We start from the raw sequence: 25,249 nt of genomic DNA, 5'->3' as shown, positions 1-25,249 counted from the left end.
ATTCTTATCCCGCTCCCTCACCAATACTCTGATTAAAACACAAAAAACCCATAAGAGGGGCACTTTTTTCAAAGTGTCCTTCTTATGGGTCACAGTTCAAACTGACCACATGGGGCTGTCTATTTGCTCCGCTATAACTGCGGCGGTTACTTACGATTGATGATCGTCAAAATCTTTCGGCTGCTGCTCTTGCGTTAGGCGAGCATGGACGAGTCCGATTGCTGTACCAATGACATAAATATGAACGCTGCCGATTAGAAACCCGATGCCGACCATAAGTCCGACATTTCGATCACTGAAATGGCTTAAGTTGATAAGGCTGAGTACAACGCCAATGGCTAGAACGACCCATGCGATTGCAGTCATTGCTTTGACAAGACGCTTAACATCCGATTTTGAAGGCTGAATATGGCTGATTGTTGCGGTTTTCGAGGTCATTTTTTGAACACTCCCGATTAATTGTAAGTGTTTTCTTATCCCTACTATAACACAACTATATGCTTTTGTTCAAAGAAAATTCACTTTTTGATCATAAATCGGACAAAAATGTGCAGAGGTCATGGCATGTTATAATCTGCAGCTTCAGCAGCTTTCTTCGTAAAGAAAGCTGCTGCTTTTACTAGTCTGTCCACCAGCGCTTCAGATCTGTCCACCAAGAGCGGCGTCCATCCGCCTTCGCTCCGTCTTGACCGGCACCGCTGCCTTTATCACCGGCAGCGGCTGGTTTGCCGCATACTTCAGTCGGTTCCGTACCGCTAAGGAAGGTCTCCAGCCGTTTGTTCGGGCAGGTGCTTTCCGCAATCTTTCCGCTTGTCGGGTCAATATACACATTTACGACCCCTTCCGGGATCGGGAAGATTTTGGGCGGTACGGCGGCAAGCGCCTGCTCCGTGAAATTGGCGAAAATCGGCGCAGCGCGATAAGCCTCGGCAACGGTCAGCTTACGATCTTTGTCGTAGCCGACCCATACGGCTGCCGCCAGCTCGGGCGTATATCCGACAAGCCATGCATCCGTCGGCGTTGTGCCTGTCTTGCCCGCAACCGGCCGCTTAATAATAGAAGATACCCGGAAAGCGGTGCCCCCTTCTTCAAACACACTCTCCATCAAGCTGGTCATGACATAAGCTTCCGCAGCGGTTACAGCCTGCTCGGATATATGCTCCGCTTCATATAAGACTTGGCCCTTGCGGTCCTCGATACGGATAATCGCGATCGGTTCATAGTGGATGCCGCCGCTGGCAAACGTGCCGAAGGCGGAGGCCATTTCGAACGGACTGACCGGGAAGGTGCCGAGCGCGAGCGAAGGGACGGGCTGCATCGGACTGTCGATCCCCAGCTTCCTCGCCGTATCGATTACTTTGTCAGCGCCAACAGTCATAATCGTGTTGACTGCGTAAATATTATCCGAGCTCGCCAACGCCTGCCGCATATCAATCAGCTCGTTCAAGTACTTATCCCCATAGTTATGCGGCTCATACGTCTTGCGGCCTTCATCGTAAGTGAACACGGTCGGCTCGCTCTTGTAGCGCGTCACAGGCGACATGAAGCCGCTCTGTATGGCGGTTAAATACAAGAAAGGCTTGAAGGAGGAGCCGGGCTGACGCGTTTTGGCAAAAACACGGTTATACTGGTTTTTCTTATAGTTTCTTCCGCCCACCATCGCTTTGATATAGCCGTTGCGGGGATCAATGGCAATAAGTGCGGCTTGCTGCTCGGAGCTTTCCGGAATCCCTTTCGCAATGGCCTCTTCGGCTGTCGATTGCGCAACAGGATCAAGCGTCGTATAGATCGTTATGCCGCCCTCGTTCAGCAAATGCTCATCGATGCCAAGCTTGTCCACGGCAATATAGCGGATATAATCACGAAAATACGGCGCAAATCCCTCCTGCTCGCCAGAGCCGAGCGTCTGAAATTTCAGCACCTCCGCATATGCAGCGTCCGCCTGTCCAGACGTAATGGAGCCGCCTTCGAGCATCGCCTGCAATATCGTAAGCTGACGGTCCTTCGCGTTTTTCATATTCAAATAGGGGGAATAATATTTCGGTCCCTTCGGGATGCCGGCCAGCATGGCGCTTTCCGCTAGCGAGAGCTCGGAGGCATGCTTATTGAAGTACATCATCGCTGCGGCTTCAATGCCGTAAGAGCCATGGCCGTAATAAATCTGATTCAAATACATGCCGAGAATTTCATCCTTGGAGTAGTTCATCTCGAGCTGCACCGTATACATGGCTTCCTTTATTTTGCGCTGCCAGGTTCGCTCATGCGTCAAATAAAGATTCCGTGCAAGCTGCTGTGTGAGCGTACTCGCTCCTTGCCGCGCTGAGAAGCTCTGGACGTTCACCATAACGGCGCGCGCCATCCCCTTCATATCAAAGCCGCGATGGTCGTAGAAGCGCCGGTCCTCGATCGCCAAGGTCGCATCAATCAGATAATGCGAGATGTCCGAAAGCTGCACGGAGCGGCGGTTTTCTCCGGCATGGAACGTATCGATGACGTTGCCTTGCAGATCGACCATCTGAGACGTTTGGCTAATGGCGGCGACAGGCAAAGATTGCGTGCGCAAATAAATAAGCGTGCCCGCGGTGACGAGCACGAACAGGGCGAATGCGGCAGCAGCCCATCGCAGCCAAATTTTCATTTTCAGAACAGGGGAAAGGAACCTCTCGGTTATATTAGGAAAAGCAGGTCGGCGACGGGGCTTACCCTGCCGGTTGGAAGGATTATTCATGGAGCAGGCTCCCTTCAGCAAAGCATCACTTTTCCTTAGTATGGAAAAAGAAGGAACACCCTATTCACGGAGAGCCGTCAGTAAATTAAATTTTTGTATTTAAGGCGGGAATACGGATTATAAGTTTGATGCTGGATCCTTGCTTTAAATAGGACAGGAGGAGCAACAGACGGGCGCTTGTAAAGGTGCTCATCATAACAGAGCACCTTTTAGCTATTTATCCGGTGAGTCAACCCAATCTTATAAAAAATATAGGATACCTAATCATTTCAAAGGGAGAAGGTTAAATCATGTAGTAATTTGCCTTGACCGGTTTCTCTTGGATTCCAAATCCAAATGTATCTGAACGAAGTCCGCGCCGCAGCGTTTCAAGTGAAAGGGTATCGTTAGGCGAGATATTCCCCAAATGCACATCCGAACCAAATTTACGCAGAAGATGCACCTGTTGATGCTTCAGCGGCGCCTCCCACATTATTCGTTTCGTGTCCGGAACAAACTCGAGGATGGATTCGAGCACTTCTTCCCGGCATTCGCCATCCGCATCGAAGAGACCGACGCCAACGCCTGACTCACGGGCTTCTATCGTTACAAGCTCAGCTCCTGCTTCCCAATCCCCCTCTGCTGTTATCGCCAGAAGCGTTGCATCAATTAGCGAGCCTGACAGCTTTTTTCCATACTCTGTTACGACCCGAAGACCGCGCTTCCTGCCTTCTTGGATCAGCTCAGTTCGTTTACTGCGAGAAAGCTCGATTGTGCCATCGGACACTTCAATTCCGTTAAAACCGAGAGAGCATATCGTATCGAAAAATGCCGGGACCACATCCTGCTGAACGGCCGTCTCCAGCAGTGTACCGCCTGGCATGACCGTAATGTTGTTCCTTTTGGCCAGCTTGATCTTGTAAAGCAGCAGCTCGGTATTATACAGAGGGGCTGTTCCGAAGCCGAACTTCACACAATCGATATAATCTGCAGCTATTTCGATTAAATCCATAAATGCGTTTCTGCCGAGACCTTTATCGATGACCATCGTTTGACCTCGACCCTCGGCATGACCCGCGCCGTGATTATCGGTTTCAGGATCGGATGCTTTGCGGAGTCCGCTTGGGTCATTTAACTCTGGAGACCAAACTGCATAGGGGGAACTTTTCATCTGTATTCTCCTCAATTCCATATGTGTTTTCTGGCGTCAAAGAATGACAAGAGTATCATATGCGAATTGATCCGGGCGTGTGCCCGCAACATAACAGACCCGGGCACATGTATCGAACAGTACATTTTTCAGTTGATCTGGGGGGGTGGTTTAATCAAGAAGAATACCAAACCCAGAGCAAGCAAAGACAATGCGGATACGGATATGAAAACAATCTGATCGGATTTATCCATCATCCAACCAAATAAAGGAGGTCCGGCCGCTACGCCCAGAAATCGCAAGCTATTATAAAGGGAGGTAATCATTCCGCGTTCACTTTTCTGAACGGCGCCGGTGATCATCGTATTCAGACACGGAAGAAGCAGTCCGGTGCCGATAGAGCTGATCGTTAATAGTCCGATAAATAGGTAAATGTTTTTAAAAAAGAATATAGCAGCTGCGAGAGAAATGGTCATGGAGATTAATCCAATATTCATGAGCCAACGCATCAAAACGCCATTCTTCTTGATCAGACTCCCTGTCGTATATGAAGTGATGACCATACCAAGAAGCGGTATGGCCAAAATCATAGCTTTTCTGACGCCGTCGATGCTGTAAGGTTCCTCTTCAAGAATATTGGATAAATAAAAAAGAACGCCGAACAAAATAAAAAGACCTAATGAACCTGCAAAAAACGAAGTGATCAGCCATCGGCCCTTTTCTTTAAACAGGTCTTTAATTTTTCGTATATACGCCTTTAATTCTTGCTTTTCATTATGTTTTGGTTCTTTAATCAAAAAAAGCACGGCTAGCAGCGATAGGACGCAAAACACCGGAAAGGCGAAAAAGGAGGCGTACCATACGATTAAAGCGAGCAAGGAACCGATAATCGGACTAAGCACCTTCCCCGTCCCATTAGAAGCCTCGGTCAAGCCAAGAGCCTTGCTTTCTGTTCCTCCATCATACAAATCGCCGACAAGCGCCATGGCGATCGGTGCAGTTCCAGCGGCGGCAAGTCCTTGAATTGCCCTGGCGGCAATAATGACCGGATAGGAGCTCCATATGGCACCTAATCCGGCCAAGATCCCGCCTCCTCCATATATGATTAATGCTGGAATGATTATGACTTTTCGGCCGAAGCGATCCGATAAATAACCGATTACCGGAATGAAAATCCCGGCGGCCAAGGAGAAAATGGTTATAATCAAGCTGCTTTGAAATTTGCTGATTTCAAGCGCTCTCTGCATTTCCGGGAGTACCGGAACCAGCATCGAGTTACCAAATACGAGTACCATAGGGATGGTGGCTATCGCAATAAACTCCCAAATGCGTCCCTTTGATCCGTTATCCGATTTCGAATTCGATTTTACCTCTTTTGCAACCAGGTCCATATCACTCTTGAATGTTATGTTCAGCTTCCGGGATTTGGTCTTTTCCACAGGTACTCGCTCCTCGCCAATCTCATAAATACTCAACTATATACAAGGTGTATAAAACAAAAACATGTATTCCATAACTGTTTTACAATTTTGATTACTTTGCTCAATTATTTAATTAGTATTCAATCTTATTATTAGGGAAAATTAACTTTAAAATTCATTAATATATAGACGTTATAGGGCACTTGTAGTAGTGGTGCAATTTTACTATAATACAGGTTGAACGATTGAAGGAAAGAAGGGATTATACGACATGGAATTGTGGTATACGGAAAAACAAACAGACAGCTTCGGCATTACGGCGAAGATTACTAAAACTTATGTAAATGAACAAACGGATTTTCAACAGCTTGATATGATCGAGACGGAAGAGTTCGGAACGATGCTCGTTCTTGACGGCATGGTTATGACAACGGTGAAAGATGAGTTCGTTTACCACGAGATGGTCGCGCATCCTGTTCTTTTCACGCATCCGAATCCGGAGTATGTGCTCGTTGTGGGCGGCGGCGACGGCGGCGTTATCCGTGAAGTCATGAAGCACCCGAAAGTGAAGAAGGCTGTTCTCGTCGATATTGACGGTAAAGTTATTGAATACTCCAAAAAATATTTGCCTTCCATCGCTGGCGAGCTCGACAACCCGCGCGTTGAAGTGCTTGTGAACGACGGATTTATGCATATTCATGATCATAAAAACACATACGACGTTATTATGGTTGACTCTACAGAACCGGTTGGCCCTGCCGCAAACCTGTTTACGAAGGGCTTCTATCAAGGCATCTACGAGGCGTTGAAGGAAGACGGTATTTTCGTTGCGCAAACGGATAATCCTTGGTTCAAAGCGGATCTTATCCAAAGCGTGAACAGAGATGTGAAGGAAGTATTCCCGATCGTTCGTGTATACGGCGCGAATATTCCGACTTACCCAAGCGGTCTGTGGACGTTCACAATGGGCAGCAAAAAGCACGATCCAATTGCTGTTGATGAGACAGCTATTCCAGAAATCGATACCAAATATTACACGCCGCGTCTTCACAAAGCAGCTTTCGTGCTGCCTAAATTCGTTGAAGATCTCGTGAAATAACGAGCGGCTACGCTATAGGAGAGAGAGGACAACCCTCATGAAATTGGATCAAAAATATTCCGGCAACGTCTTCATCCTGAGCTCTGACAATTATGAAGCTTCCAAAGCGGTTATCTACGGCATGCCGATGGATTTCACGGTTAGCTTCCGTCCGGGCTCGCGTTTCGGTCCTCCCCGCATCCGCGAGGTATCGATCGGATTAGAAGAATACAGCCCTTACTTAGACCGCAGCCTCGAGGATATTGAATATTTCGACGCTGGAGATTTGCTGCTTCCATTCGGCAACGCAGCGCGCAGTCTTGAGATCATCGGTGATTTCGTTCGCGGCGTTCTGGATGATGGCAAAATCCCTGTTGGCCTCGGCGGCGAGCATCTCGTATCTTGGCCGATTTTTCAAGAGGTGCATAAGAAGTATCCTGACCTTGCGATTATCCACTTCGACGCTCATGCCGATCTGCGGGAGTCTTATGAAGGCGAGCCGTTGTCCCACTCCACGCCGCTGCGGAAGGCAGCTGGTTTGATGGGCGGACAAAACATTTACCAGTTTGGTATCCGTTCGGGCTCACGCGAGGAATGGCAGTACGCACGTGAGAACATTAATTTCCACCCGTTCGAGGTATTGGAGCCGCTGAAGAAGGTGCTTCCGGAGCTCGAAGGCCGTCCGGTTTACTTAACGATCGATATCGACGTGCTTGATCCGTCCGCAGCGCCTGGCACAGGTACAGCGGAAGCGGGCGGCATCACATCGAAGGAGCTTATCGAATCGGTTCACGCGATCGCCCGTTCCGGTGTTAACATCGTCGGCTGCGACCTTGTTGAGGTAGCGCCGGCGTATGATCCGACGGAGCAAACGCAGATCGTTGCGGCTAAGGTTATCCGTGAGATGCTGCTTGGTTTTGTGAAATAAACATAATTTAGTGTTTCATAAAAGAGCGTGTCTTGGCGAAGTCGTTCAAGATAGGCTCTTTTTTGCATGTCCGTTCTCGAACACCCTGCTGTGCTCATTTCTAAATGCGCCTTTGGCAATTTGTCGTCTTTTTCATCGTCGCCTGTCTTCAGTGCGTCATAGATGGGTTTGTTCAGCTTAAATGAAACTTTATACCAAGGCATTACCGTATAAATTACTAAATTCTATTTAATTTCGTCCGTTACTTTATTGAGTTGAGCCAAAAAGAGAAGTGAATATGTAATGAGTGATAAAGGTTGTATTAAATGCGGAGGTAAAGACGTAGTTACAAAAGAAGTAGCGATGACTGGAAGTGGACTGTCAAAAATGTTCGATATCTGAATTTCTTTTTTGGCGGATAAGTGATTAATTTCTCCACGTTGATCAATAGACGTTTTCCGCGTAATCTTAACGGAAAGCGTCTTTTTTTGAATATAAGTAAGTATAAAATCGAACCTTATATTTCCAACAAATTGTTAGCCCTTGCGGCAAACCGAGGATGCGTCTGTATGATCCGGGCCAGACTTAACTCATACTAAGTTGCAATTATTATAGCAAAAATGAACATACAGGAGGCTATCCGATGCGTATTTATTCGTTTCCGCCGGTTATCGATGAGCGTGCGCGTGTGCTTATTCTCGGGACGGCGCCGAGCGTGAAATCGCTTGAGCATAAACAATTTTACGGGCATCCTCAGAACTTTATGTGGCGAATTATATACCGTTTGTTTAATGAATCGGATGCAGATCCGGTGTATGAGAGGCGGCTCGCTTTCCTGAAGGAGCATCGCTTGGCGCTGTGGGATGTCATTGAATCCTGTGAACGGGAGGGCAGCTTAGACGTGAATATTCGCGCGGAAGTACCGCAGAAGCTGCCGGAGCTTATAGCGGAATATCCAGAGCTGCGCTGCTTTGCATTTAACGGGAGCAAAGCGTACGACACCTTCCAAAAATTTTATCGCGGGCATGAAAGCTTCCGCTACATCACGCTGCTGAAGCTGCCCTCCTCCAGTCCGATTCCTACTCCGCGCATGCGAACGCTTGAAGACCGCGTGGAGGCATGGCGGGAAATTGTGCCTTATGCATTAACTTAACCGCGCTCTAGCGTTGAAATTAAGAGGCTTCCTGTATATAGTAGTTACATAAGATTAGACTGATAACAGGAGCAAGATTATGGCTGACAACAGGAAAGTGCGAATTACTTTGGAGAGCGTGCAGGACGGAAGCTCGCACACTCACGCCTATGAGGGCGAATGGTTTCGCAAGGAACGGTCCATATTTATCCGTTACAGCGAACCGGCTGTAGAAGGCGATCCGAAAGCCGGCGAAGTCCGCACGCTTGTGAAATACCGGCAGGGCGAGCTGTCCATCGTGCGGCGGGGCGTTATTGAATCGGAGCAGCTATTCGTGCCCGGGCTTAGGCGGACTGGACATTACCGTTCGTCAATGACGTCTTTTTCGCTTGAAACGGATACGCTTATGCTGACGCTGCAGGTGCCGGAGGGTGATGTAGGGAGTGCGGAGGCTGGTTCATTGCCGTCGCAGCTGCCTTTTACACTGGAGTGGGAGTACGAGATGCACGTAGGTGATCAAATGTCGGGTCGTTTCCATATACGGCTCCATATACAGGAGGAAACTAATCAATGAGCGCAAATGTTCTGGAAAAAATGTACGATCAGGTTAAAGCGGCCATCGCCGATGCTGCGGTTGCAGCCGGTCTTGCGGCGCGGGAAGAGCTTCCCGCGTTCGTGCTGGAGGTTCCGAAGGATAAATCGCACGGTGATTTGGCAACCAACGCCGCCATGCAGCTGACAAAGCTGGCGAAGAAAAATCCCCGCCAAATCGCGGAAGCCATCGTAGCGCATTTGGATACGAAGAAGGCGTCCATTCAGTCTGCCGAAATTGCAGGTCCGGGCTTCATTAATTTCCGCATGGACAACAGCTACCTCTATCCGGTTGTGAGCGCCGCGCTAGAGGCTGGAGAAAATTATGGACGGGCAGGAGAAAGCAACGGCAAACGCGTGCAGGTAGAGTTCGTCAGCGCGAATCCTACCGGCAGCCTGCATCTCGGGCATGCCCGCGGCGCGGCGGTTGGCGATGCATTGTGCAATGTGCTTGACTACGCAGGTTATGATGTTACGCGTGAATACTATATTAACGACGCAGGAAAACAAGTAGAGAACCTGGCTGTGTCTATCGAGGCTCGTTATCGGCAGCAGCTTGGGCAAGTAGCAGAGATGCCGGAGGATGGCTATTATGGCGAGGACATCATCGGTTTCGCGAAGCTGCTCGTTGAGCAAGAGGGAGATAAGCTGCTTGAGCTTCCCGATGAAGAACGGTTTACGTTTTTCCGTCAGTTCGGCCTGGAGCGGGAGCTCGACAAAATTAAACGCGATCTCGGAAGATTCCGCGTAAGCTTCGATGTTTGGTACAGCGAAACGTCCCTCTATGAGAGCGGACAAGTTGAACAAGGCCTTGTTGCACTCAAAGCGACGGGTCATGTTTACGAGGAAGAAGGAGCGACCTGGCTGTCTACCATGACCTTTGGTGACGACAAAAACCGCGTTCTCGTGAAAAATGACGGTTCATACACTTATTTGACGCCGGATATCGCATATCACCGCGACAAATACAGCCGCGGCTTCGATCAGATGATTAATATTTGGGGCGCCGATCACCATGGTTATATCCCGCGCGTAAAGGCGGCGATGGAAGCACTTGGCAATGATCCGGAGAAGCTGACTGTGCTCATAGCACAAATGGTCAGTTTGTTCCAAAACGGCGAGAAAATGAAAATGTCGAAGCGTACGGGTAAAGCAGTTACGATGCAGGATCTGATGGATGAGGTTGGCATTGATGCGATTCGTTACTTCTTCTCCATGCGGAGCATGGATTCGCATCTCGATTTCGATATGGATCTGGCTATCTCTACCTCCAATGAAAATCCCGTGTTCTACGTCCAATATGCGCATGCGCGGATTTGCAGCATTTTTAGACAAGCAGAGGAGCAAGGTCTTGTACTGAAGTCCGTAGATGCCATTGATTTCAGCAAGCTGGTTGCGGAGAGCGAATTCGATCTTCTGCGCAAGATCGGCGAGCTGCCGCAGGAAGTAAGCGAAGCGGCGGCGCAATACGCTCCGCACCGTCTTATTCGTTACGTATACGATCTCGCATCGCAGTTCCATAGCTACTATAGAGCAGAGCGCGTCATCACAGAGGATGCCGAGCAATCGCAAGCCCGTCTGGCATTGCTCGGAGCCGTTCGCATCTCTATTGCCAATGTGCTGCGCCTAACCGGCGTTTCCGCACCTGAGCGTATGTAATTTCCTCTCATAAGAAAAGCCGTGGAGCTAAACATTATCCACGGCTTGCATCATACTCATCACGTCAAGCTCGCCGATCGTTCGGCGGGCTTTGCTGCCCCTTAGAGGCTGCACGGAGCGCTTGATAATAGACTTGATCTCGGCAGGCGTTAGTCCTGGCTTATGCGCAAGCAATAGAGCGATCGCTCCGCTGACATGCGAGGTAGCCATTGAGGTGCCGCTCATCTCGTTGTATTTGCCGCGAAGCCAGGCAGATACGATCTTGTCGCCAGGCGCATATACATCAATGTACGCACCGCGGTTACTGAACGGAGCCACGCGACGAAGCCTGGTTGTTGCGCCAACGGCTATCGTCTGCGGATAACGGGCCGGATAATCGACGGAACGCCGCTTCCCGTCGTTGCCGGATGATGCAACGATAATAACGCCCGCATTATGGGCGTTCGTGACGGCGCTTAGCAGCGCTTTGCTTCTCGTCTTCATGCCGAAGCTCATGTTAATGACGTCCATGCGGTTGCGGACACACCACTCAATTCCGAGAATAATATCGGAGACGAAGGCGCTCCCATTGTGATCGAAAGCTTTAACGGGCGAGATCAACGCGCGGGGCGCTACGCCGATCATACCTTGGAGCTGATTGGCTGCCGCAATCGTTCCGGCAATATGGGTCCCGTGACCGTTATCGTCATGCGGAAGCATGCTGCGGTTCAGCAGGTTTATACCTCTTGAGAGCGATTGGCGGAGATCGGGATGACTGAAATCAGCTCCCGTATCGATGACGCCGACCTTAACGCGGTGGCCGGTCGTCGTACTCCAAGCTTGCGGGGCTTTAATCTGGCTAACGCCCCAAGGGATACCTTTATCTACAATAATCGACTTATTCGGTGAGGCATGAACGCTAATTTTGCAATCTTTTTCAATCCATACACGTCCAGAGAACCGTTCAAGCGTTTCCTCGGCCGGCAGTTTGCAGGATATTCCGTGAATGATAGGCATTTTTCTGATGCTTACTTGAGGCGATGACGACGAAGCGGCCTGAGGCATTTGCTGAAGGAAGTATCGGTAGTCGCTCGCACGCTGAAAGCGAATGATTCGCTTTACTGTCGTTGTGTCCGTGCAAGCCATTATATCCTGCAACAAACGGATAAAAGCGGCGGTGTCCAAATTTGGCTTCCCCTCCCGACGGACCATGCTGCACTATTGTATGAACGAAATCTTCAGAACGCATGAGCCACTTGCCTTTTTTCACATAATTAGGCTTCAAACCGTGTCAAAAATCGTTTAGGGACATAGGATGAACAAAGAGTTCTCAGGGGCTCTTACGTCCAAGGTACGTTGCCTTCGTGTCATGGCCGGACGGATACAGTCAAAGCGGGAGGACTATCCTTTCGCTTTTTGCATTTAAGTCCAAGCTATGCCGGCAGCTGTACGGCCACTTGCTTTTTTGCAGGAAATAGGTTTTACTATACTGTGACTAGCGTAAACGGCGGGCGTCATCCTCTGGCTGCAACCGCAATTTGCGCAATGAACGAATACATAAATTGATTGGCATGAGAGGATGTGTACATATGAGCAGCAGCAATTTTACTTTAAAGCTGGATCCTGAACGTATGAAGGAAATGCCTATGGTCGATTTGGCATTTGAAGTGCTGAAAGCGGCTAATACACCTTACTACTATCGCGATCTAATGATGGAGATCGCTAAAATACGCGGTCTTTCCGCAGACGGTATCAACCAGTTCATCGCCCAAGTGTATACGGAAATCAACATTGATGGCCGCTTTGCTTGCGTAGGCAGCAATATGTGGGGACTGAAGCGCTGGTATCCGGTTGAACGCTCCGAAGATCCTGTAGGCAATGCGAAGCGAACACGCATCATTAACGATGACGATGATCTTGAGGATGACGATGTGTTCGCGGACGAGGAAGAGGATGCTTACGCAGAGACGGAAGAGGACTACGATGTATTCGACGAGGACCGTGAGGACTTCGAAGAGGCGGAAGAGGAAACGGAAGTCGATGAGGAAGTTGGCATTGATGACGAGGAGCTGGACGAGGAAGAAGTCGAAGGCGATTTGGAAGCTGATGACGACGATGAGTCGGATGATGAAGAAGATTTTGACGACGACGAAAAGTAGTTAGCTTAAAGTGTAGGCTCTATAAGCGACACGACAAGCGCATACTCCTGCTTACATTTTGCCGCGGGCCTCGAACAGACGGCGAAAGCCGTTTGCTCCGTAGTATGTTGCATCCTGTCAGTTTCGCTTGACAGTTGCTACAAGCGCGGAGTAAACTATCTCATGGGCTAAAGATTCGGTTAACAAATAACGCATACAAGTGTAAATGGTTGAAGCCGTCCTTTGAAGGCAAAAGACAATTTTCACGGAGAAATATAAGCTGAGTATAAGGTTCAAACTTATGCTTTCTTATATTTTTATATATGCCAAAATGGAAAAGTGCCCCGTTGCTACGGGTGTCACTTTTTTTGTTTGTAGGGAATGGGTCTGTAGGACGTATTTCCACAAACTGATGGACGGGCGGAGTGTATCTGCATCCATGTTTATCGAGTAAATGGGCAAACCTAAACATTAACAATAGGAGCTTGGAGGGTATCATCACAGTGACCAAATATATATTTGTAACCGGCGGCGTAGTGTCGTCATTGGGCAAAGGGATAACAGCAGCCTCGCTCGGTCGATTGCTGAAGAACAGAGGCCTCAAAGTAACGATTCAGAAGTTCGATCCTTATATTAACGTGGACCCGGGAACGATGAGTCCATATCAGCACGGAGAAGTATTCGTTACCGATGACGGAGCAGAAACGGATTTGGATCTTGGACACTATGAACGGTTTATCGACATCAACCTGTCGAAGAGCAACAACGTGACGTCCGGCAAAATTTATTCAAGCGTTATTACCAAAGAACGCCGCGGCGACTATTTGGGTGGAACGGTTCAAGTTATTCCGCATATTACGAACGAAATTAAAGACCGTGTATTCCGTGCGGGCAAAGAAGCTGGCTCTGATGTTGTCATTACAGAAATTGGCGGTACCGTAGGCGACATCGAGAGCTTGCCTTTCCTTGAAGCGATCCGCCAAATTAAAAGCGACATCGGACGCGATAACGTGATGTATATCCACGTTACGCTTATTCCTTACATCAAAGCGGCAGGCGAAGTGAAAACGAAGCCGACGCAGCACAGCGTCAAGGAATTGCGCAGCATCGGCATTCAGCCGAACGTGATCGTATGCCGTACGGAGCATCCGCTTGCTGAAGATTTGAAACGAAAAATCGGATTGTTTTGCGATATCGATGCGAATGCAGTCGTGGAATGCCGCGACGCTTCGACATTATACGAGGTGCCGTTGATGCTTCGCGAGGAAGGCCTTGACGAGATCGTCGTCAACCATCTGAAGCTTAAGGCGGAGCAGCCGGATATGCGCGAATGGGAAAGCCTTGTTAAGCGCGTAAAGTCCCTTCATAAAACAACCGAAATCGCGATCGTAGGGAAATATGTCGCTTTGCACGATGCATACCTTAGTATCGCAGAATCGCTTGAGCATGCCGGTATTGCCTCTGACTCCGTCGTGAAGATTCGTTGGCTGCATGCAGATGATCTTACGGAAGAGAACGCTCACGAGCAGCTGCAGGGCGTTCACGGCATTCTTGTACCTGGCGGTTTCGGTGACCGCGGTATTGAAGGCAAGATTACAGCCATCAAATACGCCCGTGAGAATAAGATTCCGTTCTTCGGTATCTGCCTGGGCATGCAGGTTGCTGTAATTGAATATGCTCGCAATGTGGTTGGACTGGCGGGTGCGAACAGCTCGGAAATTAACTCGTCCACACCGTATCCGGTTATTGATTTACTGCCGGATCAGAAGGATATTGAAGATATGGGCGGTACGATGCGCCTTGGCCTGTACCCTTGTAAGCTTAAGCCGGAAACGCTGGCTGCACGGGAATATGGCGACGAGCTCGTTTACGAGCGTCATCGTCACCGGTATGAGTTTAACAATGAGTACCGTGAAGCAATTGAAAAGGCAGGCTTGACTATTTCTGGAACATCTCCGGACGGACGTCTTGTTGAAATGGTGGAGATGGCCGACCATCCTTGGTTCTTGGCTGTACAATTCCATCCGGAATTCACGTCCAGACCAAATCGTCCGCAGCCATTGTTCCGCGGATTCGTCCAAGCTGCGCTCAACTATTCTATGTAACATAAGTCAAGTCATTTCCTTCAATGACAGATTCTATGTCAACACCTGATAAGTTTTTCTCTTTACGAGAAGGATTATATACCCACATTAGCGAATATATTAACGATTATGGAAGAGTTGGCCATTTCTGTAGGCAAGCTCGTCGCGGGGGGATTTGGAGTTGGATAAGAAGAAAGTGTTGATCGTTGATGATCAGAACGGTATTCGCGTATTGCTCATGGAAGTATTTAGCAGCGAGGGTTATAATACGTTCCAAGCATCTAATGGCAAGCTGGCTTTAGAAATCGTGAAGAACGATGCTCCCGATCTTGTGCTGCTGGATATGAAAATTCCTGGTATGGATGGTTTAGAAATATTAAAGCATGTGAAAGCGATTGACCGCAATATTAAAGTCATCATGATGACCGCATATGGTGAATTAGATATGATTAAGGAGGCGACTGATCTCGGGGCGTTAATGCATTTTACGAAGCCATTTGATATCGATGAGATGCGAATAGCGGTTAATATGCAGCTGCGGGGCGGTAATTCGACAAGTCGCTTTGCAATAGGTTCGTAATTTTGTTTACAAACGGCATCGTCGCTTGCTTGGAGACGGTGTCTTTTTTTGTATTTCCTGGAATCGGCAAAACAAGCTTTACTTTTTCAAGGTGCATTATGTTATAATGACTCAGAATGAAGCGTAATAACAGGAGTATGGAAATTAAACCGCCTCAAAACGGCAAGCGGGCTAAACACTCACTTGCTTTGGCGGTTTTTCCTTTATTCTCTTCCAATCCACGGGAGGACACATAATTAGATGGAGAAATTGATGATACGCGGTGGACGGCCGCTACACGGCACCGTTCAAATTAGCGGAGCCAAGAACAGCGCAGTTGCGCTAGTCCCTGCTGCCCTTTTAGCAGAATCAGAAGTTGTGTTAGATAATTTGCCAATTATAAGCGATGTAGCTGTATACAGTGAAATTTTGCAAGAGCTTGGCGCTGTTGTGAAGCGTGACGGCGACATGATGCGCATTGATCCCTCCGAGCTTGTCTCGAAGCCAATGCCAAACGGTAAAGTGAAATTGCTGCGCGCATCCTATTATTTGATGGGTGCCATGCTCGGCAGGTTTGGAGAAGCGACAATTGGTCTGCCTGGAGGCTGTAATTTTGAGCCGAGGCCAATCGATCAACATATTAAAGGGTTTGAAGCACTGGGTGCTACGGTAACCAATGAGCATGGATCAATCCGAATTTCAGCTAAGCAGCTGCGGGGTGCGAAAATTTATCTCGATGTATCAAGCGTTGGAGCGACTATTAACATTATGCTTGCGGCTTCCCGGGCCAAAGGGTTAACCATTATTGAAAACGCGGCAAAAGAGCCTGAAATTATAGATGTAGCTACTCTCCTAAATGCCATGGGCGCAAAAATCAAAGGTGCCGGAACTGAAACGATTCGCATTGAAGGGGTCGATCAGCTGCATGGCTGCCGCCATTCCATCATTCCCGATCGAATCCAAGCTGGTACGTATATGATTGCAGCTGCTGCAACTCGCGGCGATGTCCTTATTGATAATGTTATTCCGAAGCACTTGGAAGCAATGACGGCCAAGCTTGAGGAGATGGGTGTTCAAGTAATAGAGATGGATGAGTCCATCCGGATTATCGGAGCGCCTAGCTATTCGTCAATCGATGTGAAAGCACTCGTTTACCCAGGTTTTCCAACGGATCTCCAATCGCCGATGACGACCTTGCTCACACAAGCGAATGGGGTCAGCATTTTAACCGATTACGTTTATGGAACCAGATTCAAGCATGTTCCTGAGCTCACCCGCATGGGAGCTGACATTCGCGTGGAGGGCCGTTCGGCTGTTATCGAGGGCGGTAAGCTCAATGCTGCTAAAGTGAAGGCTGCTGATTTGCGCGCGGGCGCTGCGCTTGTTGTAGCTGCACTGACCGTTGACGATGGCGTTACCGAAATATCGGGCGTCGAATATATTGACCGGGGTTATGATAACTTAGTAGAGAATTTATGCCGATTGGGTGCGGAAGTTTGGCGTGAAACAGAAGCCGAATCTTAAGAGGCAAAACGATGCAGACGCTGTGGAATAGACGGCGTCTAATTCGGCAATGATAGATAATCAGGCATATGATTTTACTAGATATACAAAATCATAATGAAAATTGAATAAAGTGGTGAGAACATGACAGACCTTCAGATCGCCGATCTAGAAGAGTTGAAATTGACTGAACTTTACAAATTAGCGAAGCAATTTCAGGTTCCGTATTACGGAACGCTTAAGAAGAAGGAATTAATTTTTGCTATCCTACGTGCGCAGGCAGAGAAAAGCGGCCTTATGTTCATGGAGGGCGTACTCGATATTTTGTCAGAGGGCTTCGGATTTTTACGGCCTATTAACTATTTACCGAGCAAGGAAGATATTTATATCTCAGCATCGCAAATTCGCAGATTTGATTTAAGGAGCGGCGACCTCGTATCCGGTAAATGCCGTCCGCCGAAAGAGAATGAACGTTACTTTGGCTTGCTGCAGGTAAATGCCGTTAACGGCGAGAACCCTGAGACAGCATCCGAACGACTGCATTTTCCTGCGCTTACTCCTCTTTATCCAGAAAAAAAACTAGTGCTTGAGACGACAAAATCGAAGCTTTCCACGCGCATGATGGACTTGCTCGCACCTGTAGGACTCGGACAGCGCGGTCTAATCGTAGCCCCTCCGAAGACGGGTAAAACACTGCTTCTCAAAGAGATTGCCCACAGTATTTCAGAAAACCGTCCCGATATCAAATTATTCGTTCTGCTCATCGATGAGCGTCCCGAGGAAGTTACCGATATGCAGCGCTCGGTCAAAGGCGAGGTTATTGCCTCGACATTCGACGAGCTGCCTGAAAATCATATTAAAGTAGCTGAGCTTGTGCTTGAACGGGCGCTGCGCCTTGTTGAACACAAGAAGGATGTTGTGATCCTGATGGACAGTATCACTAGACTTGCCAGAGCGTATAACTTGGTTATTCCTCCATCTGGACGAACGCTTAGCGGCGGTATTGATCCGGCTGCGTTCCATCGTCCGAAACGGTTTTTTGGTTCGGCTCGTAACGTCGAAGAAGGCGGAAGCTTGACTATACTGGCGACTGCGCTGATCGAAACGGGCTCACGTATGGATGATATTATTTATGAAGAATTTAAAGGTACCGGCAATATGGAGCTTCATCTGGACCGCAAGCTGTCCGAGCGTCGTATTTTCCCTGCTCTTGATATGCGCAGATCAGGTACGAGACGTGAAGAGATGCTGTTGACGAAAGAAGAGCTGGATAAAGTATGGGCCATCCGCAGAGGAATGACGGACACTCCTGATTATGTCGATAATTTCTTGAAAAAACTAAAGGACAGCGAGAACAACGAACAATTCCTCATGTCTCTTGATACGACAGTAGAAGCCAAACAACCGGAGCGGTCCGGTATCAAAAGCAGTGCTGCCACGTCCAGCAGGCGGCCTACGCCTAGAACTACGCACGGATCGTAAGACCGCAGGAAGGAGAACAACATGAATCTCGTATATGCGGATGAACAAGGAAATGTATTTGACCATCCAGACTTTGTGGCCCTGGGAAGAAGCGGCGATATGATCGTCGAAATTATGGAGGAGGAATTGGTTCCTCTTCCTCATGGAGCAACGCTGGTCAGCCTGCCCTTCACCAGGCCGATTGGGCTTAATCCGGATACAGGCGAAATGCAGGTGCTGCCAGGCAACGTCCAAGCGGTTGGCGCTTTGCTGCCGCAAGGCTTTACCCGTCTATGCCTGCCTGGCTATGTGAAAGCGGATAAGAACGAGAAGCTTCCTTTATTCGGTTATACGGCAGTCGTATGGAAAGATGGAAGCTTCTACGTAACAGCAGAGCAGTGCGATGATCCGGAGAGATGGGATCCGCTCAATTGCAACCGTGGCGAGCTTGGTATACAGGTTGAGCGTCTGCTTGCCAAATACCCGGAAAACCGTTTATACAAGCATTTGTCCAATTGTGCTTTAGGCTATGAGTGCTTGACCTCATCCAACACGTTTCTAGGTCGCTGGGAAGGTGCGGTTCCCGTATCCTACTCCTGCAACGCCGGCTGCTTCGGCTGTATTTCCGAGCAACCGGATGATAGCGGCTTTATTGCGCCGCAAACTCGGATGAACTTTAAGCCGACTGTCGATGAGGTTGTTGAAATTATGCTGGAGCATTTACGCGAGCCGGAATCGATCATTAGTTTCGGACAAGGATGTGAAGGCGAGCCTTCAACGCAAGCCAAAATTATCGTTGAGGCGATGCAGCGGGTCCGCAGTCAAACCTCACTTGGTTATATTAACATTAACACCAACGCAGGGCTGACTGATTACATGCGCGCTATCGTCGATGCCGGTCTTAATCTTATGCGCGTCAGTACGATCAGTGCGCTTGACGAACATTATAACGCCTATTACAAGCCACGTGGATATACGTTGAAAAATGTTGAGAAGTCGCTTAAGTATGCATCGGATAAAGGTGTATATACCTCCATTAATTATTTGATTTTCCCAGGGGTTACGGACCGTGAAGAAGAAATTGAAGCGATGATCGGATTCGTGAAGCGCACGGGATTGAAGCTGATTCAAATGCGAAACCTGAATATCGATCCTGAAAGCTATTTGGCAATTATTCCGAAGGCACAGGGTGATATTTATGGCATGAAGCAAATGCTGGAGATTTTCCGTGAAGAGCTTCCGGATGTTGTAATTGGCTCGTATACGCATGTTCCACCATCAGCGTTGCTTCGATAAGTGCCAATTAAACGGTAATTTCAGCTAAAATTAACATATGAGCGATTATTCATTGCAACTGCAAAACAGTTCATGCTATAATCCGGTATGTGTGATTTAACTCTGGGTCCGCATGCGATTCAGGGCAGAAAGAGGTGAACGAGATGAAACAAGCTATTCATCCGACATACCACATCATTACAGCAACTTGCGCTTGTGGAAATTCCTTCGAGACTGGTTCGATTAAACCGAGCCTTCGCGTAGAGGTTTGTTCCCAATGCCACCCATTCTACACGGGTAAGCAAAAGTTCCTGGATGCTGGCGGCCGCGTCGATCGTTTCAAGAAGAAATACGGCATTTAATCCTACAAATCGTTCTGCCTTTATTTGGCAGAATACAAGAGCCTCCCTCAGCCATCCTATTGGATAGAAGGGAGGTTTTTTGATTGGATAAGAAACCATTCGATTCGAATAAGCGATGGGGTTATATGCGGTTTATTGCCGCGGCGGTATGCGTAGCGGCGTTATCCTTAACGCTTTTTGGCTGTGGAAACAACGAGCAGGACAAGCTGAAAACTTACGGTCATGACGGGTATATGGGGTATTCCAACAGCAATCCAAACTTGCCTAACCGTCATCAGTACCTCAATTATAATGCGGACGGCAATTTTGTTGAACAAGTGCTGGAGCCCATTGCCGAAATTGAGCGTACGCAGGTATATTTCAACGGCACTGATCTGCATGTGAATATAAAAGTCAATAAAGCGTTATCCGATGGGCAACTTGAGCGGCTGCGGGCGAAAGCGCAGTCGATCGTTCAGTACAATATGCCAAGGTACAACGTTCATGTAGAAGTGAAGAGATAAACGGGAACACGAACCTTCCAATTGCACCCATGTGTTGCGCTTTAGGATGGAATCGGCTATACTTATTTTTACCGTGCTAGACGGGGAGGTAGCGGTGCCCTGTAACTCGCAATCCGCTGTAGCGAGGTTGAATTCCTGCTTGAGGTTATGCTGATGTAGGGTCTGGCACTTGCGAGCAGTGTTGACAGTTGGGTCCTCCGCAATGGACGTTTGTGAACCCGGTCAGGTCCGGAAGGAAGCAGCCGTAAGCAAATTAGTTCATGTGCCGGGGGAGTGCCTGACTCGAGCTGTAGTGCAAGGATGCCGCCTGGGTCGCATTTATCAGGAGCAGGTGCATGGTCTTGAATTTTTTTCTGAAATATAGCCAATAACAAAAGTAGCACTTGTGAACGCTGTTCGATGTTTTTGTCGGAAAGTGGATGCAGGTGTTTTTGTTTTTTAAGGGGATAAGACAGGTAAAAGAAAGTTTTGATTGCTACACAGTTGTTGTATAATAGAGGAATAGCAATTATTTTTTGCAATGAAAAGGCAACTTGAAAGGAAAGGTCTGCGTGTCACATATCGCTTTATACCGTGCCTGGCGTCCGCAGACGTTTCAGGACATGGTTGGACAACAGCATATTATCCAAACGCTGCAAAATTCAATTCGCGAGCAGCGCGTGTCGCATGCGTATCTTTTTAATGGACCGCGAGGAACCGGGAAGACCAGTGCTGCGAAAATTTTGGCGAAAGCGGTTAACTGTGAACGTGGTCCGGCTGAAGAGCCCTGTAATGAATGCGATGCTTGCATAGGGATTACTGCGGGACATATTATGGATGTGATCGAGATTGATGCTGCATCAAACCGCGGTATCGATGAAATTCGTGATATTCGTGATAAAGTGCGATATGCACCTTCAGAAGTGCGGTTCAAAGTTTATATCATAGATGAAGTACATATGCTTACGGCCGAGGCGTTCAATGCCTTGCTTAAGACACTGGAGGAGCCGCCGGGGCATGTGATCTTTATTTTGGCGACAACCGAACCGCATAAGCTGCCTGCAACGATTATCTCACGCTGTCAGCGCTTTGATTTCAGGCAGGTATCGCTTGATGAGCAAACCGAGCATTTGTTAAAGATTTGCCGTGAAGAAGATATACAGGCAGACGAGGATGCGCTTGCTTACATCGCAAGGCTTTCGGAAGGCGGTATGCGCGATGCGATTAGCTTGCTCGAGCAGGTTTCCGCTTTTGCAGCAGACCGCATTACGCTTGATGCAGCGGTGGATGTGACCGGCGGCATGGCTGCTGATCATTTCTATCAGCTGGCTGAGGCTGTTAAAGATCGTAATGTGGCGGCGGTTATGCCGCTCGTAGAGAGCTTGATGCAGGCCGGCAAGAGTGCGGACAAATGTATGGAAAATCTGATATATTATTTCCGAGACTTGCTGGTTATGAAGCTTGCTCCGCAGGGCGGTGCCGTAACGGAACGCATTGTTGATCCAGAACGCTTCAAAGCGATGTCCGAAGCATTCACACCCGAACGGCTGTTCGCTATGATCGATACGCTGAACCGTTATCAAGTAGAGCTGAAGCATGCGTCACAGCCTCAAACGTTGTTTGAGGTGGCGCTAATGAAGCTCTGCACGCTTAGTGACGAGCAATCTTCAGGCGGAGGAGCGGCAGCTGGCTCTACTGTGTCAGCTACAACCGGCGCGCAGTCAGCTGAAATGAGCCGATTGCGGCAGCAGGTTGAAGCGCTGGAGCGCAAGCTTGAGCAAGCGCTGCAGAATGGAATGGCTGCCGGAGCTAATTCGTCCTCGGCTGATAGTGCGGGCAGCAAGCAAGCCGCACGCACCAATGCTGTTCGCAGCTCATTTGGCGGCTCAGGCGGGATAGCACGGTCGTCTGTTAAGCTCGATCCATACTTAGCAGCGGCAGGCAGTACTGAATTCAATCAATTCCGCATGAAATGGAATGACGTGCTTCAAGGCGTGAAGGAAGCCAAAATAACGGTCCACGCTTGGTTGAAGGACGGGGAGCCGGTCGCTTCCGCTGACGATGCCATTCTTGTCGCTTTCAAAAATACAATGCATCGTGAAACGACAGAGAAGCCAGCCAATCGTGAAATTATTGAGAAAGTTATGCAGCATGTCCTTGGCGGCCCGTATCGGATTGTGACGGTCATGTTGAAGGACTGGCAGGCTGCAGCACAAGGCGCTAGCGCTCAGAAGAGCGAGACGCTTCAGTTGGAGCCCGAGGCTGATAACGCCCCGCAAACCTCAAGCAGGCCCATGTGGGTGGAAGAAGCCGTTAAGCTTTTTGGCGAAGATTTGGTAGTTATAAAGGATAACAATTAAATTCTATGATGAGGTGATTTTCAATGAACAATATGAACCAAATGATGAAACAAGTGAAGAAAATGCAGGATCAAATGATGAAGGCGCAAGAAGAGCTCGAAACAAAGACGGTAGAAGGAACTGCAGGCGGCGGTGTTGTGACCGTTACGGCGAGCGGTCATAAGAAGCTGCTAAACATTACGATTAAGCCTGAAGCGGTAGATCCAGAGGATGTAGAAATGCTGCAGGATCTCGTACTTACCGCAGTTAACGATGCGCTTGCAAAGGTAGATGAGCTGGCGAATAAGGATATGGGCAAATTTACCGGCGGAATGAAAATTCCGGGATTGTTCTAAGAAGCAACCGCGTGCTTCCGTTTGAAAGGAGCTGTACCCTGTTTTGTATTATCCCGAACCGATAGCGAAATTAATTGATGCTTTTACGCGATTACCGGGTATTGGGCCCAAAACGGCCGCCCGTCTGGCGTTCCATGTGCTTCGAATGAAAGAAGACGACGTCATTGATTTTGCGAAGGCGCTAGTAAGCGTTAAGCGCAATTTGTTCTATTGCTCGGTTTGCTGCAACATTACCGATACCGATCCGTGCAGAATATGCCAGGATAAGTCTCGCGACAATTCTGTTATTTGTGTCGTACAAGAATCAAGGGACCTTGTAGCTCTTGAGCGGATGAAGGATTTTCAAGGACAATACCACGTTCTGCACGGTGCGATCTCTCCCATGGAGGGTATCGGTCCAGATGAAATTCGAATTACTGAGCTATTGCGGCGGCTAAGTGATGAACGGATTCAGGAGCTCATATTAGCGACTAACCCGAACATAGAAGGTGAAGCAACAGCAATGTATTTATCGAGGCTCATTAAGCCGTTTGGTATTCGAATTACGCGAATCGCGCATGGATTGCCTGTAGGCGGCGATCTTGAATATGCTGACGAGGTAACACTCTCGAAAGCATTAGAAGGTCGACGGGAAATAAATTAGCGTTAAGCTCTATGAAAAAGCGGCAGGTCGAGCATTCACTCGATCTGCCGCTTTTTGTCGTTTCTAATGAGGATGCACACATCAAGATCTCGTTCTATTCCAATGTCCAAGCCTATACATATAGTAGAGAACAGTAAGTAGTCAGGACGAGCGGAGGGATTCGTTTGATGAATAAGAAACAGGCGGACTTGGAAAAAGAGGTGCAGCAAATGGATGATATTCGAATGGAAATAGTTGAAGCGCATCAGCAGTGGGTGAACGCGAACCGTTATTTTGATTATGCTATCGGCAAGGATCAAATCGATTACGCGATTTATTGCATCATAACAGCAGAGAAGAGATATGAGATGCTGCTACGCGTGGCAAAACGCATAAGCGGCAAATGGCCAGCTTGGAGAGGAGTGATGAAATGAAAGCAGTGTGGTTATCTATGTTTATTGCATCGTCGGTATTATTGGCTGCTATACTATTAAGGAACAAGCTTTCTTGGGGCTGGCTTCGCGGATTTGCGCTTCACCTCGTTCTGGCAGCGGGGTTATTGTACTTGTTGAACTATTTAGAACTGGTTCCAGGCATATACATCCCGCTGAATCCCATCACGATCGGAACTGTGCTTACTTTAGGCATTCCCGGCGTAGCCCTGATAGTGGGCCTTCAATGGGTCGTTGTATAGAGTTATGAAAAAAATGTTTAGGCAAAAGGTTGACGCGAGAAACAATAATATGCTACATTAGTTCTCGCGCCAAGAGTAAGTGAACAAGCTTAAAAAAAGAAATAAAAAAAACACTTGCATTAACCTGGGCGTCTGTGATATATTATAAAAGTCGCCGATACGAAATAAGCGGTCGACACGAAAGAAAAGATTGCTCTTTGAAAACTGAACAACGAGTAATAACTGCCTCGCAAATCCTTCGGGATAAGCGAAAAAAGCGATAAAAAAGTAATGAGCAAGTCAAACACCAATTTGGAGAGTTTGATCCTGGCTCAGGACGAACGCTGGCGGCGTGCCTAATACATGCAAGTCGAGCGGATCTTGTCAAACACCAATTTGGAGAGTTTGATCCTGGCTCAGGACGAACGCTGGCGGCGTGCCTAATACATGCAAGTCGAGCGGATCTTGTCCTTCGGGACAAGATTAGCGGCGGACGGGTGAGTAACACGTGGGTAACCTGCCTGTAAGACTGGGATAACATTCGGAAACGRATGCTAATACCGGATACGCGGTTTGGTCGCATGACCGGAYCGGGAAAGATGGAGCAATCTATCACTTACAGATGGACCCGCGGCGCATTAGCTAGTTGGTGAGGTAACGGCTCACCAAGGCGACGATGCGTAGCCGACCTGAGAGGGTGATCGGCCACACTGGGACTGAGACACGGCCCAGACTCCTACGGGAGGCAGCAGTAGGGAATCTTCCGCAATG

The 25,249-nt window shown here is 48.4% G+C and carries 23 protein-coding genes, 1 rRNA gene, 1 other RNA gene and 1 pseudogene; 21 read left to right on the top strand and 5 right to left on the bottom strand.

The features are described from left to right. Positions 1-150: 150 nt before the first annotated feature. From ASG81_RS22645 to ASG81_RS22630, 4 genes are all read right to left on the bottom strand, one after another. Positions 151-438 (bottom strand): hypothetical protein, encoded by a 288-nt coding sequence (locus ASG81_RS22645; RefSeq protein ID WP_056639561.1) that lies wholly within the window; start codon positions 436-438, stop codon positions 151-153. Positions 439-619: 181 nt separating this feature from the next. Further along, complete coding sequence (locus tag ASG81_RS22640; RefSeq protein WP_056639559.1) at positions 620-2,728, bottom strand: transglycosylase domain-containing protein; 2,109 nt, start codon at positions 2,726-2,728, stop codon at positions 620-622. 283 nt (positions 2,729-3,011) lie between these two features. Next, complete coding sequence (locus ASG81_RS22635) at positions 3,012-3,878, bottom strand: phosphosulfolactate synthase (protein WP_056639557.1); 867 nt, start codon at positions 3,876-3,878, stop codon at positions 3,012-3,014. Between the two features lie 128 nt (positions 3,879-4,006). After that, positions 4,007-5,296, bottom strand: a complete 1,290-nt coding sequence (locus ASG81_RS22630; protein WP_056639555.1) for an MFS transporter — start codon at positions 5,294-5,296, stop codon at positions 4,007-4,009. A 253-nt stretch (positions 5,297-5,549) separates the two neighbouring features. Here ASG81_RS22630 and speE point away from each other — a divergent pair, with 253 nt between their 5' ends. The 6 genes and pseudogenes from speE (at position 5,550) to argS (ending at position 10,645) form a co-directional block, all read left to right on the top strand. After that, positions 5,550-6,377, top strand: coding sequence for a polyamine aminopropyltransferase (gene speE, locus ASG81_RS22625; RefSeq protein WP_056639553.1), 828 nt, complete (start codon positions 5,550-5,552; stop codon positions 6,375-6,377). 37 nt (positions 6,378-6,414) lie between these two features. Next, positions 6,415-7,284 (top strand): agmatinase, encoded by an 870-nt coding sequence (gene speB / locus ASG81_RS22620; protein WP_056639551.1) that lies wholly within the window; start codon positions 6,415-6,417, stop codon positions 7,282-7,284. 282 nt (positions 7,285-7,566) lie between these two features. Further along, positions 7,567-7,662 (top strand): annotated as a pseudogene (locus tag ASG81_RS30200) (zinc ribbon domain-containing protein); the annotation flags it as partial. 244 nt (positions 7,663-7,906) lie between these two features. Then, on the top strand, positions 7,907-8,416 hold the full coding sequence (locus tag ASG81_RS22615) for a DNA-deoxyinosine glycosylase (RefSeq protein ID WP_056639549.1): 510 nt from the start codon (positions 7,907-7,909) through the stop codon (positions 8,414-8,416). A gap of 79 nt (positions 8,417-8,495) precedes the next feature. Then, a complete protein-coding gene (locus ASG81_RS22610; protein ID WP_056639547.1) occupies positions 8,496-8,969 on the top strand; it encodes a DUF1934 domain-containing protein in 474 nt (157 codons plus the stop codon). Continuing rightward, positions 8,966-10,645, top strand: coding sequence for an arginine--tRNA ligase (argS, locus tag ASG81_RS22605; protein ID WP_056639545.1), 1,680 nt, complete (start codon positions 8,966-8,968; stop codon positions 10,643-10,645). The genes ASG81_RS22610 and argS overlap by 4 nt, the downstream gene beginning before the upstream one ends. A gap of 27 nt (positions 10,646-10,672) precedes the next feature. Here the strand turns inward: argS and ASG81_RS22600 are convergent, their stop codons facing one another. Further along, complete coding sequence (locus ASG81_RS22600) at positions 10,673-11,809, bottom strand: S8 family peptidase (protein ID WP_056639542.1); 1,137 nt, start codon at positions 11,807-11,809, stop codon at positions 10,673-10,675. A gap of 404 nt (positions 11,810-12,213) precedes the next feature. Between ASG81_RS22600 and rpoE the strand changes: the two genes are divergently transcribed. The 15 genes from rpoE to ASG81_RS22530 all read left to right on the top strand — a co-directional run. Next, complete coding sequence (rpoE, locus tag ASG81_RS22595) at positions 12,214-12,783, top strand: DNA-directed RNA polymerase subunit delta (RefSeq protein ID WP_056639540.1); 570 nt, start codon at positions 12,214-12,216, stop codon at positions 12,781-12,783. 482 nt (positions 12,784-13,265) lie between these two features. Continuing rightward, entirely contained in the window at positions 13,266-14,867 is a 1,602-nt protein-coding gene (locus ASG81_RS22590) for a CTP synthase (protein WP_056639539.1), read from the top strand. A 160-nt stretch (positions 14,868-15,027) separates the two neighbouring features. Further along, positions 15,028-15,426: a response regulator gene (locus ASG81_RS22585; RefSeq protein WP_076271590.1), complete on the top strand. Its 399-nt coding sequence runs from the start codon at positions 15,028-15,030 to the stop codon at positions 15,424-15,426. Between the two features lie 240 nt (positions 15,427-15,666). Beyond that, positions 15,667-16,929, top strand: coding sequence for a UDP-N-acetylglucosamine 1-carboxyvinyltransferase (locus tag ASG81_RS22580; RefSeq protein WP_056639537.1), 1,263 nt, complete (start codon positions 15,667-15,669; stop codon positions 16,927-16,929). Positions 16,930-17,052: 123 nt separating this feature from the next. Next, a complete protein-coding gene (rho, locus tag ASG81_RS22575; RefSeq protein WP_056639536.1) occupies positions 17,053-18,390 on the top strand; it encodes a transcription termination factor Rho in 1,338 nt (445 codons plus the stop codon). Positions 18,391-18,411: 21 nt separating this feature from the next. Beyond that, entirely contained in the window at positions 18,412-19,665 is a 1,254-nt protein-coding gene (locus ASG81_RS22570) for a radical SAM protein (RefSeq protein ID WP_056639534.1), read from the top strand. 143 nt (positions 19,666-19,808) lie between these two features. Next, on the top strand, positions 19,809-20,006 hold the full coding sequence (gene rpmE, locus ASG81_RS22565) for a 50S ribosomal protein L31 (protein WP_053373265.1): 198 nt from the start codon (positions 19,809-19,811) through the stop codon (positions 20,004-20,006). A gap of 83 nt (positions 20,007-20,089) precedes the next feature. Then, positions 20,090-20,509, top strand: coding sequence for a hypothetical protein (locus ASG81_RS22560; RefSeq protein ID WP_056639530.1), 420 nt, complete (start codon positions 20,090-20,092; stop codon positions 20,507-20,509). A gap of 71 nt (positions 20,510-20,580) precedes the next feature. Then, positions 20,581-20,848: signal recognition particle sRNA large type (ffs, locus tag ASG81_RS30195), an RNA gene on the top strand. 212 nt (positions 20,849-21,060) lie between these two features. Further along, the gene (dnaX, locus tag ASG81_RS22555) at positions 21,061-22,848 is read left to right on the top strand and encodes a DNA polymerase III subunit gamma/tau (RefSeq protein WP_056639529.1); all 1,788 of its coding nucleotides are present in this window, start codon (positions 21,061-21,063) and stop codon (positions 22,846-22,848) included. A 23-nt stretch (positions 22,849-22,871) separates the two neighbouring features. Beyond that, positions 22,872-23,183: a YbaB/EbfC family nucleoid-associated protein gene (locus ASG81_RS22550; RefSeq protein ID WP_056639528.1), complete on the top strand. Its 312-nt coding sequence runs from the start codon at positions 22,872-22,874 to the stop codon at positions 23,181-23,183. 43 nt (positions 23,184-23,226) lie between these two features. After that, positions 23,227-23,826, top strand: coding sequence for a recombination mediator RecR (gene recR, locus ASG81_RS22545; protein ID WP_056639526.1), 600 nt, complete (start codon positions 23,227-23,229; stop codon positions 23,824-23,826). A gap of 167 nt (positions 23,827-23,993) precedes the next feature. Beyond that, positions 23,994-24,239, top strand: a complete 246-nt coding sequence (locus ASG81_RS22540; RefSeq protein WP_056639523.1) for a DUF2508 family protein — start codon at positions 23,994-23,996, stop codon at positions 24,237-24,239. Further along, a complete protein-coding gene (locus ASG81_RS22535; RefSeq protein WP_056639521.1) occupies positions 24,236-24,499 on the top strand; it encodes a pro-sigmaK processing inhibitor BofA family protein in 264 nt (87 codons plus the stop codon). The genes ASG81_RS22540 and ASG81_RS22535 overlap by 4 nt, the downstream gene beginning before the upstream one ends. Before the next feature lie 372 nt (positions 24,500-24,871). After that, positions 24,872-25,249 (top strand): 16S ribosomal RNA (locus ASG81_RS22530); the annotation flags it as partial.

The organism is Paenibacillus sp. Soil522 (assembly GCF_001428245.1).
GTDB lineage: Bacteria > Bacillota > Bacilli > Paenibacillales > Paenibacillaceae > Pristimantibacillus.
The sequence above is the reverse complement of the archived record's forward strand: the minus strand, read 5'-3'. Positions and strand labels throughout refer to the sequence as shown.